This window comes from Janthinobacterium leeuwenhoeki, from assembly GCF_051380795.1.
GTDB lineage: Bacteria > Pseudomonadota > Gammaproteobacteria > Burkholderiales > Burkholderiaceae_D > Janthinobacterium.
In genome coordinates, this window is record NZ_JBNYXT010000024.1 from 47,769 (window position 1) to 61,769 (window position 14,001).

Consider the following 14,001-nt stretch of genomic DNA (forward strand, 5'->3'; position numbering starts at 1 on the left):
CTGCTATTTTAACCGATTCCCTGCCTATTTAATAAGCACTATTTTTTGCATTAGTGCGTCAGAGTGACGCTGGGGCCGCTTAGCCCAGCTCGTCCATCGCGGGCGCGCTCAGATGTTCGATATTTCCCCAGTGCACTAAATGCAGCTTGCCGTCGGCATACGAAAAACGGTTGACGCTGGCATTTTTCACCTGGAAGTCGCGTGGACTGTCGAGCGTCATGCCGACCGCTTCGCGGTAGGCGCACTCGAGCACGCCGCCATGCGCCACGATGGCGATCGTCTGACCGTCATATTGCCCGGCCCAGCGGGCGATGGCGCCATTCGCGCGCGCATAGAACTGGCGGAAACTTTCGGCCTCGCGTTCGCCCGACGGCATCACGGCATCGATCTGCCGCGATTGCCATTGCGCATACTCGTGCGGATGGCGCGCGGCGATGTCGGCATACAGCAAGCCTTCGAAAGCGCCATAGCAGCGCTCGCGCAGCAGGGGGTCCGTCTGCACGGGCAACTTGTTCACGTCAGCCACGGCTTGCGCCGTCTGCTGGGCGCGCTGCAGATCGCTGGCGATGATGGCGGCCAGCGGTTCGTCCGCCAGCGCCTGCCCCAGCGCCCCCGCTTGCGCCAGGCCCGCCTCGTTCAAGGCGATGTCGATATGGCCCTGCAGGCGGCGGCCCGCATTCCAGGCCGTTTCGCCATGGCGTATCAGTAAAATCGTGGTGCTCATGCTTTATTTCTTCAGGGTAAGTGCCAGTTCGGGGTTGAGCGAATAGGCGACGACGAGCTGGGCTTCGTCAAGGATGTGGCCGTACAAGGCGGCATGCGCTTGCTGCCCCGTAAAACGCTCGGGCAGCGCCAGGCGCGGCACGTCGAGCGCATACAGGCGGAAGATGTAGTGGTGGATGCGCTCGTCATTCCACGGCGGGCACGGGCCATCATAGCCGTAATAATCACCGGCCATGGCGGCATCGCCGGCAAACCAGCCCGTGTAGTCATTGATGCCCTGGCGCAACACAGTACCAGCAGGCTTGCCGCGTGGCGTGATGCCGCTGGAAAACTCTCCGGCGGCAATGACCCGCATGGCTGGCGGCAAGTCGAGCAAGCTCCAGTGATAAAAGTCGCCGCGCGGCGCCGTCAGCGGCAGCGATTGGTCATCGCGGTTGGCCAGGCTGGCGTCTTGCGGCGCATCGGGGTCGATGCAGAACAGGGCCAGCGACTCGGTGCCGCTCGGCACCTCATCCCAGGCCAGATGGGGATTGCGGTTGCCAGCGAGGCGCACGCGGCTGGCCGGATCGATCTCGGCAAAAGCATACTCGGCCGGCATCAGGCCGCCATCACGAAACGTCTCGCTCCACAATTTCATCGCTTGCTCCTCTTTATATTTTTTTAGTTATTGCTTTGCGTTCACTTGTAGCCAGAAGGTGACGGGGCCGTCGTTCGTCAGCGACACTTGCATGTCGGCACCGAACTGCCCCGTTTGCACGCTCGCATGGCGGTGGCGCGCCTGTTCCACGAAATGCGTGAACAGGCGCAAACCGTCCTGCGGCGCGGCTGCCGGCGTGAACGACGGACGCGTGCCGGACTTGGTGTCGGCCGCGAGGGTGAACTGCGGCACCAGCAGCAAGCCGCCGGCCACGTCCGTCACACTGCGGTTCATCTTGCCCGCTTCGTCGGCAAACACGCGGTAGCCAAGCAGCTTGGTCAGCAGGGCGTCCGCTTCCTTCTCCGTATCGCCCCGCTCCGCACACACCAGCACCATCAGGCCGGCGTCGATGGCGCCGATGGTGGCGCCGGCAACGTCAACCTTTGCCTGCGTAACGCGCTGCAGCAGCGCGATCATGCCGTCAAGGTGACGCGCGCGAAACTGCGCTTGCCAACTTGCAACACGAATTCGCCGGCCGCCACTTGCAAGCCCTTGTCGCTGATGACGGTGCCGTCGATGCGCACGCCGCCCTGGTCGATCTTGCGCATGGCTTCCGACGTGGATGGGCACAGGCCTGCTTGCTTGAGCAATTGCGGGATGCCCAGCGGTGCGCCAGCCAGGCTTACTTCCGGGATATCGTCGGGAATGCCGCCCTTCGAGCGGTTGACGAAGTCGGCCAGTGCATCTTCGGCCGCCTGCTGCGAATGGAAACGGGCGACGATCTCTTGCGCCAACGCAACCTTGGCATCGCGCGGATTACGGCCTTCCTCGACTTCGCGCTTCAGCTGGGCAAGTTCGGCGATCGAGCGCCACGACAGCAGTTCGTAGTAGCGCCACATCATGACGTCGGAAATACTCATCAGCTTGGCGAACATGGTGTTGCCCGGTTCCGTGATGCCGATGTAGTTATTCTTCGACTTGGACATTTTTTCCACGCCGTCCAAACCTTCCAGCAGCGGCATGGTCAAAATACACTGCTGTTCCTGTCCGTACTGCTTTTGCAGTTCGCGGCCCACCAGCAGGTTGAACTTCTGGTCCGTGCCGCCCAGTTCCAGGTCCGACTTCAGGGCTACCGAGTCGTAGCCCTGCATCAGCGGGTACAGGAATTCATGCACGGAAATAGGAATGCCGCCCTGGAAGCGTTTGGTGAAGTCGTCGCGCTCGATCATGCGCGCCACCGTGTAGTGGGAAGCGAGCTGGATGATGCCGCGCGCGCCCAGCGGATCGCACCACTCGGAGTTATAGCGGATCTCGGTCTTGCTGGCGTCCAATACTAAAGATGCTTGCGCGAAATACGTCATCGCGTTAATCTCGATCTGTTCGCGGGTCAAAGGCGGGCGCGTGACGTTGCGGCCTGAAGGGTCGCCGATCATCGAAGTGAAGTCGCCAATGAGGAAAATGACTTGATGACCCAGGTTTTGCAACTGGCGCATCTTGTTCAGCACGACAGTGTGGCCTAGATGCAAGTCGGGTGCAGTCGGGTCCAGGCCCAGTTTGATGCGCAGCGGAACACCGGTTTTCTCGGAGCGTGCTAATTTTTGCGCAAATTCGCTTTCGATCAAGAGTTCGTCGACGCCACGCTTGGTAATCGCGAGGGCTTCTTGTACTCTGTCCGACAGCGGAAGCGCGGTCTGAGCGGCGTTAGCCTTTGTAGGCGATGCGGTGGTGTTGATTTCCATAAAATTTGACTGTAGATCTCAAAATGGTAGTAGGTTTGCGGAGTTTGCTATAATGCTCGATCCCATCAATCTTGCCGTATGAGCGAACCAAAATAACAATAACAAAGAGCACTAGTTCACGAATCGTTCAAGGGCAAATTTTAACTGATTGCATGAACCCTATACATAAAATCACAGGCTCACGCTTGTACACACAGCTGACGACGACACGCAAGGCACGCATTATTGGCGCCTCCGCAGTGCTGCTCGCCGTGGCCGCTTTCGGCGCGGTCGCCGTGTCGCCCATGGCGCCCGACGCTTCCGATCTGCCGGTGACGTCCATCGCCCAGAACCTGGAAATGCCTGATCTCGCCTCGCAAATTTCCGCGATGGAACAGGTAGACCAGAATTTCACCCACGAAGAAAAAGTCCGCGCTGGCGATACCCTCGCCACCCTGCTGACCCGTCTCGGCGTGGATGATCCGGCGGCCGCCAATTTCATCAAAACCGACAAGATCGCGCGCGGCGTGATGTTGCTGAAATCGGGCAAGCGCGTGCAAGCGCAAACGACCGAAAACGGCGACCTCAACTGGATGCGCGCCACGCTCGTCGACGGCACGGACAAATCGGTCAAGAACATCCTGATCACCCGCAAGGGCGACAAGTTCGTGGCCACGGAAGTGGCAGCCCAGCTGGAACGCCGCGTTGAAATGCATGCGCGCAAGATTACTTCCACCCTGTTCGCCGCCACCGACTCCAGCCTGGACGGCACCCGCCTGCCAGACTCGATTTCCGCGCAAATCGTGGAAATGTTCTCTACCAATATCGACTTCCGCTCCGACCTGAAACGCGGCGACTCGTTCAACGTGGTCTACGAAACATTCTGGCAAGATGGCGAATTCGTCCGAGCGGGCCGCATCCTGGCCGGTGAATTCACCAACCGCGGCACGACTTACCAGTCCGTTTGGTTCGAAGACCCAGCCAGCAAGCAAGGCGGCGGTTACTACAGCTTCGACGGCAAGTCCCTCAAAAAAGCCTTCCTGAAATCCCCACTCGAATTCTCCCGCATCTCGTCCGGCTTCTCCATGCGCGTACACCCGATTTCCGGCAACTGGAAAGCGCACAAGGGCATCGATTTCGCTGCAGCAACGGGCACCCCTATCCGCGCTTCGGGCGATGGCGTGGTCGATTCCGTCGGCATGCAAAACGGCTACGGCAATGTTGTTGTCCTGAAACACTGGGCCAACTACACGACCGCCTACGCCCACATGAGCCGCTTCGCTTCGGGCCTGAAAAAAGGTCAAAAAGTGAGCCAGGGCGATGTGATCGGCTACGTCGGCACCACCGGCTGGTCCACGGGCGCCCATTTGCACTATGAATTCCGCGTCGGCGGCGTGGCACAAGATCCAAGCAAGCTGAACGTACAAGCCCAGGCGCCGCTGACGGCCGCCGAGCTGAGCCGCTTCCGCATGGTCTCCGCCGACATGATGCACCGCTTCACCCTGCTGCGTCCGAACGACACGGCACTGGCGTCGCGTTAAGAGACACTGCAACACCGCCTTCGGGCAACAACAAAGGCACCGCCCATGCAGATGGCCGGTGCCTTTGTTTTTTCCACGTGCTTTTGCGTACGGCACAAATGCGGCACAATGTCCCCCATCACTTACGCACGCAAGGAAACACCCATGCTGTATATCGGTTTAATGTCGGGCACCAGCCTCGATGGCGTTGACGGTGCGCTGGTCGACTTTTCCGACGAGGGCACGCGCAGCCTGGGCGATGCGTACATTCCCTTCCCCACCAGCCTGCGCGCCGACCTGATGGCCCTGCAAAGTGCTGGCCAGAATGAAATCGAACGCGAAGCACTGGCCGCAAATCAGCTCGTGCGCCATTACGCCGACTGCGTCGCCATGCTCTTGAGCAACGCAGGCATCGGCCCGGAAGCCATCGCCGCCATCGGCGCACATGGCCAGACCATCCGCCATCGCCCCGAGCTGGGCTTTACGCGCCAGTTGAACAACCCGGCCTTGCTGGCCGAACTGACGGGCATCGATGTCGTCGCCGACTTGCGCAGCCGCGACGTGGCCGCCGGCGGCCAGGGCGCGCCACTGGTGCCCGCCTTCCACCAGGCCATTTTCAATGTGCCCGGCCACACGCGCGTGCTGGCCAATATCGGCGGCATCAGCAATATCAGCGTGCTGCATGCGGACGGCACGGTAACGGGCTACGACACGGGGCCCGGCAATGCGCTGATGGATGGCTGGGTCTTGCAGCACCTGGGCCAGCCCTACGACGCCAACGGCGCCTGGGCCGCCACGGGCCAGGTCATCCCTGCCCTGCTGGCAGAATTGCTCAACGAACCGTATTTTGACTTGCCGGCGCCGAAAAGCACGGGACGCGACCTGTTCCATGCCGACTGGCTGACAAGCAAGCTGGCCAGCTATCCGCAAGCCCAGCCGGCCGACGTGCAGGCGACCTTGACGCAGCTGACGGCGGCCAGCCTGGCGCACGCTATTTTGCGCGACGGGGCGCAGGCGGAAAACGTGTATGTGTGTGGCGGCGGCGCGCAGAACGCCAGTCTGATGGCGGCGCTGGCCGCTGAATTGCCGGGCATGGCGGTGGAGTCGACGGCAGCCCTGGGCGTCGCGCCCAGCCAGGTCGAGGCGCTGGCCTTCGCCTGGCTGGCCTGGCGTTTTACACAGCGCAAGCCTGGCAACTTGCCGGCCGTGACGGGCGCGCAGGGTTTACGAGTACTGGGGGCGCTGTATCCGCGTTGAGCAGACGTCAAAACACAAATAGCGGATCATCGATCCGCTATTTTCTTGCTTGCCCAGTTTAGTATTTAAACGGAGAAAGACGAACCGCAACCGCAGGTGGAGGTCGCGGTAGGGTTTTTAATCACGAACTGCGCACCTTCCAGGTCATCCTTGTAATCGATTTCCGCGCCGACCAGGTACTGGTAGCTCATGGAATCGATCAACAGCTGGACGCCGTTCTTGACCATGGTGGTGTCATCTTCATTGACGATTTCGTCAAAGGTGAAACCGTACTGGAAGCCGGAACAGCCGCCACCCTGCACGAACACGCGCAATTTCAGGTCGGGATTGCCTTCTTCTTCGATCAGCTGCGCAACTTTTTCGGCGGCGCTATCGGTAAAGATAATGGGTGAAGGGATCACATCTTGCATTTCAGCGACGGCATTCATATCAGACACTCCTACTAGAAAACATTAACTCATTATAGACTGTTGCCGCAACTCGCGCTGCGGCAGCCGCTGATGCGGCTGGACGGTGTTGTTCCTGCTCACATTTCCGATACGGCCAGGTGCAGCACGGGGTCGGCACTCTCGTGCCGGCTGAGCTTTCCCTGCACCAGGGCGCCGCTGTGCATTTCCAGCACCTTGTAGTAGACCTCCCCTACAATGCGGGCTTTCGGCTGGATTTCAAGCATTTCGGACACATACACGGGGCCGTTAATCTCGCCGCTGACGACCAGGCTGGAGCAGCGCACTTCGCCATCGATGCGGCCCGCCTCGCCCAGCACCACATACGTGGGTTCGCCCGGCTCGCCCGTGACGTTGCCGCGCACATGGCCATCGATGCGCAGGCCGCCGCAAAACAGCAAGTCGCCCTCGATCCGCGTGGAAGCGCCGATCAGGGTGTCGATGGGGTTTTTCGCGTTGCGCTCGAACATGAACGTCATCCTGTCGGGGTCGGTGGCAAACCAATTTATCACAGGTCCGGCAAAAAGACGCCGGACCCGCGCAAGCACCTGCGCCGATAATTACGGCAGCAGGGCGATGTGTTGCAAACCGGCCGTTTCTTTCAAGCCAAACATCAAGTTCATGCATTGCACGGCCTGGCCGGACGCGCCCTTGACCAGGTTGTCCTGCACCACCAGCACGATGACGGTATTGCCGCCTTCGGGACGGTGCAAGGCTAGGCGCAGCATGTTCGAGCCGCGCGTGGAGCGCGTTTCCGGGTGCGAGCCAAATGGCATCACGTCGACGAAAGGCTCATCCTTGTATTGCTCTTCGAACAAGGCTTGCAATTCCTCATTGCTGACATCCTTGTTCAGCTGCGCGTACAGCGTCGAATGCATGCCGCGGATCATCGGCACCAGGTGCGGCGTAAAGGTCAGCGCCACTTTGTCATCCGTGAAGCGCTGCAGTTGCGCCGTCGTTTCCGGCAGGTGGCGGTGGCCGGCCACGCCATAGGCCTTGAAGCTGTCGCTGCTTTCCGAGAACAGGATGCCGATTTCCGCCTTGCGGCCGGCGCCGGATACGCCCGACTTGCAGTCGGCGATCAAGCCGCCCGCGTTGACCAGGCCAGCCTTGAGCAACGGGTAAAAGCCCAGCTGCATGGTGGTCGGGTAGCAACCTGGGTTGGCGATCAGACTGGCTTTTTTAATATCTTCACGGTTCAGTTCCGGCAAGCCGTACACCGCTTGCTCGATCAGTTCAGGCGCCGTGTGGGGAATCTTGTACCACTGCTCGAACTTGGCCTGGTCTTTCAAGCGGAAGTCGGCGGCCAGGTCGATGACTTTCACGCCGGCGGCCAGCAGGGCTGGCGCTTGCGCCATGGCAACACCATGCGGGGTGGCAAAAAAGACCACGTCGCACTGCTCCAGATTCGCCTTGTCCGGCGAGGAAAACGCCAGTTTTACGTGGCCACGCAGGGAAGGATACATGTCAGCAACGGGCAAGCCATCTTCCTTGCGCGAGGTAATCGCCGTCAACTCGACATCTGGATGGGTAGCGAGCAAGCGCAACAATTCCACGCCCGTGTATCCAGTGCCGCCGACGATGCCAACTTTGATCATGTTCTTTCCTTGTGTATAGATTGCATAAGATTGCAAAAAGAAGAGGGGAAACGCTACCCCTGCGGGTTTTCGCGTATTTTACAGCGCAACGGCGCATCCCGCTGAAATGCAAAAAAGCCGCGGAACCGAAGTCCAGCGGCTTTTCGACCAGCACCCCGAAAGGTGCTGTAGCGTAGAAATTAACGCTTCGAGAATTGCTTTGCGCGACGTGCTTTGCGCAGACCAACTTTTTTACGCTCGACTTCACGTGCATCGCGGGTCACGAAGCCGGCTTTCGCCAGTTCCGGTTTCAACGCTGCATCGTAGTCGATCAGAGCGCGGGTGATGCCGTGACGAACTGCACCAGCCTGGCCCGACTCACCGCCGCCATGGACGTTGACTTTGATGTCGAAACGCTCGACATTGCCGGTCAGTTCCAGTGGTTGACGGATGACCATCAGACCCGTTTCGCGCGAAAAGTATTCGTTTGCTGGTTTGCCGTTAACAACGATCAAGCCTGTGCCAACTTTGATAAAAACCCGAGCCACTGCACTTTTGCGACGGCCGGTTCCATAATTGTAATTACCGATCATGTCAGTTCCTTAGAGAACAAGTGCTTTAGGTTGCTGAGCAGCGTGCGGATGGGAACCTTCCGCGTACACTTTCAGCTTCTTGATCATTGCGTAGCCGAGTGGGCCTTTAGGCAACATGCCCTTGACCGCTTTCTCAAGCGCGCGACCTGGAAAACGCTGTTGCATTTTCTGGAAGTTGGTTTCGTAGATGCCGCCTGGATAGCCAGAGTGACGGTAGTAAATTTTCTCAGTAGCTTTGGTACCGGTCACACGCAGTTTGCCTGCGTTGATGACGACGATAAAGTCGCCGGTATCGACGTGAGGGGTAAATTCTGGTTTGTGTTTGCCGCGCAGTCGGAGTGCCACTTCGCTGGCAACACGTCCGAGGACTTTGTCCGTCGCGTCAACCACGAACCAATCGCGCTGGACTTCATGTCCTTTAGCGGAAAATGTTTTCATGTTGACTTCCTAATAGATTACACGCTCAAATGGTGGTTCCGCCGATGTTGCTATGCGGACTCTGCCTTATTTACTTTTCCTGAGCGAACGGAAAGCCGACAATTATAAGCGGCTTTGTCTTGCCGCGTCAAGCCGCAATCGAGGCCGGCTGCGGGCGGGCGGGCGGCACATGGATGGGCATTCCTCTATTACAATACAAAACGCTTACAATTTTCGGAGAGTACGATGGAATGCAAAGTCAGCTGGAATGGCCCGTCGGGCATGAGTTTTCGGGCAGAAACGGGTTCCGGCCACCTGGTGACCATGGATGGCGCGCCCGATGGCGGCGGCCATAACCTGGCGCCACGCCCCATGGAAATGGTCTTGCTGGGCACGGGCGGTTGCACCGCCTATGACGTGGTGCTGATCCTGAAACGGGGGCGCGAAGCCGTCAGTGGCTGCGAAGTGACGCTCAAGGCCGAGCGCGCCGAGACCGATCCGAAAGTGTTTACCAAGATCCACTTCCACTTCACCGTGCGCGGCAAGGCCCTGAAACCGACGGCCGTGGAACGTGCCGTGGCTTTGTCGCATGACAAGTATTGCTCGGCGTCGATCATGCTGGCGAAAACCGCCGAGATTACTCACTCGTTCGAGATTATTGAAGAATAATTCTTACCCCCCGGCGGCGAAATGCCGGGGTCGGACCCTGAGGGTCCGACCCCAGTTTTTGCGTCTGGGGTAAAAGTAACGTTTATAAGTAATACGCCGTCTTCGTCATAACCTTGCCCATCAGCCCCATCAGCGCCTTGACGGGCGCCGGCGTATCGATGGCGCCCAGACGCTGGGCGGCGGCGCCATGTTCCACTTCATCGATGGCCATCTGCTTGACGATGGCGCGCGATTTGGCGTCCTGCGGCGGCAATTCCTGCAAGTGGCTGGCCAGGTGCGCTTCCACCTGGCGCTCCGTTTCCACCACGAAACCCAGGCTGCGGCCGTCGCCCATGCGCGCGGCGATGGTGCCCAGCGCAAAGGAACCCGCATACCACAGGGGATTGAGCAGGCTCAGACGCGAGCCCAGTTCCGTCAGGCGCTGCGCCGTCCAGGCCAGGTGATCTTCCTCTTCGCGTCCCGCTTCGTCGAACTGGGCGCGGATGGCCGGGCTGTGCGCATAACGCGCCTGCGAGTTGTACAGGGCTTGCGCGCACACTTCGCCCACATGGTTGACGCGCATCAAGCCGGCGCTGTGGCGCTGTTCGGCCGGGCTCAGTTCCGCATCGGGCGCATGTGCGGCCGGCGTGGGGCGCGAGGCCGAGGCCACGCCTGCCATGACGCGCAGGGCCTTGTCGGCGCCAACAATCAAACGATCCAGGGGGTCAAAATGGCGGTTCGCGGTCATCGTGGCTATTCATGTAAGGGAAAACATGAATTATAGGACGATCAGGCCCAGCCGTCCCCACGCTGCGCGCAGGGTGAACGGGGCTTTATTGACTTGTGCGCGCTTTTTCCTGCTCTATCCAGTCCACCACGGGGCCGACGGCGTCCAGGCCGGACAGGCTTTTCGCCACGCCCAGGTTCAGTGAAATCAGGAAAAAAATGCTGTCGACGGGAATGTCCGGGCAGTACTCGGCAAACGCGGCGCGAAAACGCTCCGACTGCAGCACGCGCAAGACTTTCTCGCCGCTCATGAATTGCAACACGCTGGCGATGCTGTGCCCGCCACCAATCGAGTGGTAAATAAAACGGTTGTACCTGGCGTCGATCTGCTTGAAATCGAGGGTTTCCTCCGTCATCAGGCCGGCCAGGTAGTATAGCCCCAGGCTGACGCGGAAGAAACCGATGGCTTCGGCACTGGTCATGCCGGCACGGGCCACGGCCAGTACCTTGTCCTGCATCGCCTGATCGATCGTTTGCATTGCGCTCTCCCGCGCCGTCCGCCGGCGCTCACCGGGCCAGCTTGCATGAAGATGCTGTTTTTTTCAATAGACCAAACGATATTTCCACCTTGCAAGTTACATTTTTTGCATGCTACTCTCGTTCTTCACCGTCGAATGGATGAAGCACATGATTGAGGTCAAGCACCTGGCAAAACGTTTCCGCATGCCGCCCCACAAGGGCAAGGCCGTGCACGTCAGCGATCCGCGCGAATATGAGGGCTGGTTTCACGCCGTGCGCGACGTCAGTTTCAGCTGCGCCCCCGGCGAAGTGCTGGGCCTGCTAGGGCCGAATGGGGCCGGCAAGACGACCACCCTGCGCCTGCTGTCGACAGCCTTGCAAGCGGACGCGGGCAGCGCCCTCGTGAACGGCGTCGACGTGTTGCAGCAACCGCTGGTGGCGCGCCAGAGCATCGGTTTCCTGTCCGGCTCGACGGGATTGTACGGTCGCCTGACGGCGCGCGAGAACGTGGAGTACTTTGGCCGCCTGCATGGCATGCCGGCCGACAAGCTGAAACGCCGCTGCGACGAGTTGTTTGCCTTGCTGCACATGGAAGAATACGGCGGCAAGCGGGCCGATCAGTTGTCGACGGGCATGAAACAGAAGTGCGCGATCGCCCGCACCGTCGTGCACGAGCCGCAGGTGGTCATCCTCGACGAGCCGACGACGGGCCTGGACGTGATGTCGGCCAAGATCCTGCTCGACTTCATCGCCAGCTACAAGGCGCTGCGCGTGCCGCTGATCTTTTCCACGCACCACCTGCACGAGGTGGAAAAGCTGTGCGACCGCGTCTGCATCATCAACCGCGGCACCACCGCCTTCAATGGCACGGTCAAGGAACTGCGCCACCTGGGCGGCAGCGCGGACTTGTACGACGCCTTTGTCAGCGTCATCAACCAGGGAGCTTGAGCCATGTGGACCATTTATCTGAAAGAGTTGCTGGAACTCACGCGCGACCGCAAGACGCTGATCTTCACCATCCTCATCCCCATCTTTGCCATGCCGCTGATCTTTGGCGGCTTCGCCTATGTCTCGAACAATATGTTCAAGAACGCCAAGACGGCGGAAATGCGCTACGCCCTGTTCGGCAAGGACCATTCGCCGGGCTTGAGCGCGCGTTTTGCGCAGCAGCACAACTTGCGCGAAGTGCCGCTGGCCAGCGAGGGCGACATCCGCCGCGCCATCGGCGACGACAGCATCAAGTTTGCCGTCGTCATTCCGCCCCAGTTTGAAGCGGCGCTGCAGCAACAGCAGCAAGCCAAGGTAGTGCTGCACTACAACAGCGCCAGCACGGTCGACGTGACCCAGCAGCGGGTGCGCGAAATCGTCGAGGCGTATAACGCCAGCCTGCGCGAAGACGCGCTGTCGGCCCTGAACCTGAGCCCGGCCCAGCTGGCCTTTGCCCTGCACCCCATCGTGCTCGACAAGCAATCGACGGCCAACGAGCGCGAGCAGATGGGTGCCATCGTCGGCGGCATGCTGCCCTATTTGCTGCTGATGGTATGCCTGACGGCGGCCATGTATCCGGCCATCGACCTGGGCGCCGGCGAAAAGGAGCGGGGCACGCTGGAAACCTTGCTGCTGGCGCCCGTGCCGCGCAGCGCCATCGTGCTGGCCAAGTTCCTCGTGCTGTTTACCGTCGGCATGACCTCGGCCGTGCTGATGGTGGGCAGCATGGGCGCCCTGCTGGCCATCTTCGGCAGTTCGCTGGAAGGCAATATGGCCGTCATGGTGCGCAGCATCGGCTTGCCCGACCTGGCCATGGTGACCCTGATGCTGGTGCCGACGGCCGCCATCTTTGCCTCGCTGCTGCTGTCGATCTCGATCTACGCGAAAAGCTACAAGGAAGCGGCCGGCATGATCACGCCATTGATGCTGTTTGTCATCCTGCCCACGGTGGCGGCCATGCTGCCTGGCGTCGAGCTGAACTGGATGTGGGCCATGGTGCCGCTGACGAATGTGTCGCTGGCCATGAAGGAGCTGGTCAAGGGCACCATGGATTACCGCATGTTCGGCGTGATCCTCGCCTCGACCACGGTGATCGCAGGCGCCCTGCTGATGCTGTGCCGCTGGTGGTTTAACCGGGAATCGGTATTGTTCCGCAACTAGACATGCCAACAACGGTAAAGCGGGGTGCCATCCACCCCGCCCATCTGCACTCTGGGCACGCGAAAATGCCGTGTATCGCATGCAACTGCCCAGTACGTCTTAAATTCAATACAATGCCAGCATAGAGTAGCCCTGTAGCATCGGGCAGCAACGTATGAGTTAGGAGTTGTATGGAATTGCAGATTCGCAAATTGTCGAAGACCTACGCGAATGGCGTGGTGGCGCTGGATAAGGTGTCGCTGACGATACCGCCAGGGATGTTTGGCTTGCTGGGCCCGAATGGCGCCGGCAAGTCGACCCTGATGCGCACCCTGGCCACCTTGCAGGAATGCGATTCCGGCTCCATCTTCTTCGGCGACTACGACGTACTTGACGACAAGGACGAGATCCGCCGCATGCTGGGCTACCTGCCGCAAGACTTCGGCCTGTACCCGAAAGTGACGGCGTATGAACTGCTCGACCATTTCGCCACCTTGAAAGGCTTGTCGCAGCGGGCGCGCCGGCGCGAGGTCGTCGATGGTCTGTTGCAGCAAACCAACCTGTTCGACGTGCGCCACCAGCGCCTGGGCAGCTTTTCCGGCGGCATGCGCCAGCGCTTCGGCATCGCGCAAGCCCTGCTGGGCGACCCGAAACTGATCATCGTCGACGAGCCGACGGCCGGCCTCGATCCGCAGGAGCGGGTGCGCTTCCATAATCTGCTGTCCGACATCGGCGAAGACAAGACGGTGATCCTGTCGACCCATATCGTCTCCGACGTGGCCGACCTGTGCGCCAACATGGCCATCATCAACAAGGGCCATTTGCTGCTGTGCGGCAAGACCCAGGAATTGATTGACGAAGTCAGCTGCAAGATCTGGGCGCGCTTTGTCGAAAAGAAGGAGCTGGCCAGCTTCCAGCAGCGCCACGCCGTCATTTCCACGCGCTTGCTGTCGGGCCGCACCTTGATCCACGTCTATAGCGATGACGACCCGGGCGATGGCTTCGAGGAAGCCATCGGCGACCTGGAAGACCTGTATTTCGCCACCATTGCCGGGCGCCACCGCGTCGCCCCGCAGTGCGACTGAGGGGAAGG

The 14,001-nt window shown here is 60.2% G+C and carries 17 protein-coding genes; 6 read left to right on the forward strand and 11 right to left on the reverse strand.

The features are described from left to right. Positions 1-79: 79 nt before the first annotated feature. From ACQ4WS_RS17915 to tyrS, 4 genes are read right to left on the reverse strand one after another with little or no spacing between them, the layout of a single operon-like run. Entirely contained in the window at positions 80-724 is a 645-nt protein-coding gene (locus tag ACQ4WS_RS17915) for a histidine phosphatase family protein (RefSeq protein WP_436478419.1), read from the reverse strand. 3 nt (positions 725-727) lie between these two features. Further along, positions 728-1,360, reverse strand: a complete 633-nt coding sequence (locus tag ACQ4WS_RS17920) for a YbhB/YbcL family Raf kinase inhibitor-like protein (RefSeq protein WP_436478421.1) — start codon at positions 1,358-1,360, stop codon at positions 728-730. Between the two features lie 27 nt (positions 1,361-1,387). Further along, on the reverse strand, positions 1,388-1,837 hold the full coding sequence (gene dtd, locus ACQ4WS_RS17925; protein WP_141171706.1) for a D-aminoacyl-tRNA deacylase: 450 nt from the start codon (positions 1,835-1,837) through the stop codon (positions 1,388-1,390). Next, on the reverse strand, positions 1,834-3,099 hold the full coding sequence (tyrS, locus tag ACQ4WS_RS17930; RefSeq protein WP_436478423.1) for a tyrosine--tRNA ligase: 1,266 nt from the start codon (positions 3,097-3,099) through the stop codon (positions 1,834-1,836). Before tyrS ends, dtd begins: the two co-directional genes overlap by 4 nt. A 152-nt stretch (positions 3,100-3,251) precedes the next feature. On the opposite strand from tyrS, the gene ACQ4WS_RS17935 reads away from it, so the two are divergent. After that, on the forward strand, positions 3,252-4,619 hold the full coding sequence (locus ACQ4WS_RS17935) for a M23 family metallopeptidase (RefSeq protein WP_152253546.1): 1,368 nt from the start codon (positions 3,252-3,254) through the stop codon (positions 4,617-4,619). 144 nt (positions 4,620-4,763) lie between these two features. After that, positions 4,764-5,855: an anhydro-N-acetylmuramic acid kinase gene (locus ACQ4WS_RS17940; RefSeq protein WP_436478426.1), complete on the forward strand. Its 1,092-nt coding sequence runs from the start codon at positions 4,764-4,766 to the stop codon at positions 5,853-5,855. Positions 5,856-5,920: 65 nt separating this feature from the next. Here ACQ4WS_RS17940 and erpA read toward each other — a convergent pair whose 3' ends face one another. The 5 genes from erpA to rplM form a co-directional block, all read right to left on the reverse strand. Then, the gene (gene erpA / locus ACQ4WS_RS17945) at positions 5,921-6,283 is read right to left on the reverse strand and encodes an iron-sulfur cluster insertion protein ErpA (RefSeq protein ID WP_029496047.1); all 363 of its coding nucleotides are present in this window, start codon (positions 6,281-6,283) and stop codon (positions 5,921-5,923) included. A 98-nt stretch (positions 6,284-6,381) separates the two neighbouring features. Continuing rightward, positions 6,382-6,771, reverse strand: coding sequence for a bactofilin family protein (locus tag ACQ4WS_RS17950; protein ID WP_436478428.1), 390 nt, complete (start codon positions 6,769-6,771; stop codon positions 6,382-6,384). A 90-nt stretch (positions 6,772-6,861) separates the two neighbouring features. Beyond that, entirely contained in the window at positions 6,862-7,899 is a 1,038-nt protein-coding gene (argC, locus tag ACQ4WS_RS17955; protein ID WP_436478430.1) for an N-acetyl-gamma-glutamyl-phosphate reductase, read from the reverse strand. Positions 7,900-8,078: 179 nt separating this feature from the next. Continuing rightward, positions 8,079-8,471, reverse strand: a complete 393-nt coding sequence (rpsI, locus tag ACQ4WS_RS17960) for a 30S ribosomal protein S9 (protein WP_010393285.1) — start codon at positions 8,469-8,471, stop codon at positions 8,079-8,081. A gap of 9 nt (positions 8,472-8,480) precedes the next feature. Further along, positions 8,481-8,909 carry a 50S ribosomal protein L13 gene (rplM, locus tag ACQ4WS_RS17965; RefSeq protein ID WP_010393282.1) on the reverse strand — a complete coding sequence of 143 codons (429 nt, stop codon included), beginning with the start codon at positions 8,907-8,909 and terminating at the stop codon, positions 8,481-8,483. A 225-nt stretch (positions 8,910-9,134) separates the two neighbouring features. On the opposite strand from rplM, the gene ACQ4WS_RS17970 reads away from it, so the two are divergent. Next, complete coding sequence (locus tag ACQ4WS_RS17970; protein ID WP_426074645.1) at positions 9,135-9,557, forward strand: OsmC family protein; 423 nt, start codon at positions 9,135-9,137, stop codon at positions 9,555-9,557. Between the two features lie 82 nt (positions 9,558-9,639). On the opposite strand, the gene coq7 is transcribed toward ACQ4WS_RS17970, so the two are convergent. Next, the gene (coq7, locus tag ACQ4WS_RS17975; protein WP_219311874.1) at positions 9,640-10,284 is read right to left on the reverse strand and encodes a 2-polyprenyl-3-methyl-6-methoxy-1,4-benzoquinone monooxygenase; all 645 of its coding nucleotides are present in this window, start codon (positions 10,282-10,284) and stop codon (positions 9,640-9,642) included. Between the two features lie 85 nt (positions 10,285-10,369). Beyond that, positions 10,370-10,801, reverse strand: a complete 432-nt coding sequence (locus tag ACQ4WS_RS17980) for a hypothetical protein (RefSeq protein WP_436478434.1) — start codon at positions 10,799-10,801, stop codon at positions 10,370-10,372. Between the two features lie 148 nt (positions 10,802-10,949). On the opposite strand from ACQ4WS_RS17980, the gene ACQ4WS_RS17985 reads away from it, so the two are divergent. The 3 genes from ACQ4WS_RS17985 (at position 10,950) to ACQ4WS_RS17995 (ending at position 13,993) form a co-directional block, all read left to right on the forward strand. After that, complete coding sequence (locus ACQ4WS_RS17985; protein WP_436478469.1) at positions 10,950-11,729, forward strand: ATP-binding cassette domain-containing protein; 780 nt, start codon at positions 10,950-10,952, stop codon at positions 11,727-11,729. Between the two features lie 3 nt (positions 11,730-11,732). Further along, entirely contained in the window at positions 11,733-12,929 is a 1,197-nt protein-coding gene (locus tag ACQ4WS_RS17990) for an ABC transporter permease (protein ID WP_436478436.1), read from the forward strand. Between the two features lie 170 nt (positions 12,930-13,099). Beyond that, positions 13,100-13,993, forward strand: coding sequence for an ABC transporter ATP-binding protein (locus ACQ4WS_RS17995; RefSeq protein WP_436478438.1), 894 nt, complete (start codon positions 13,100-13,102; stop codon positions 13,991-13,993). The last annotated feature ends 8 nt before the right edge of the window (positions 13,994-14,001 follow it).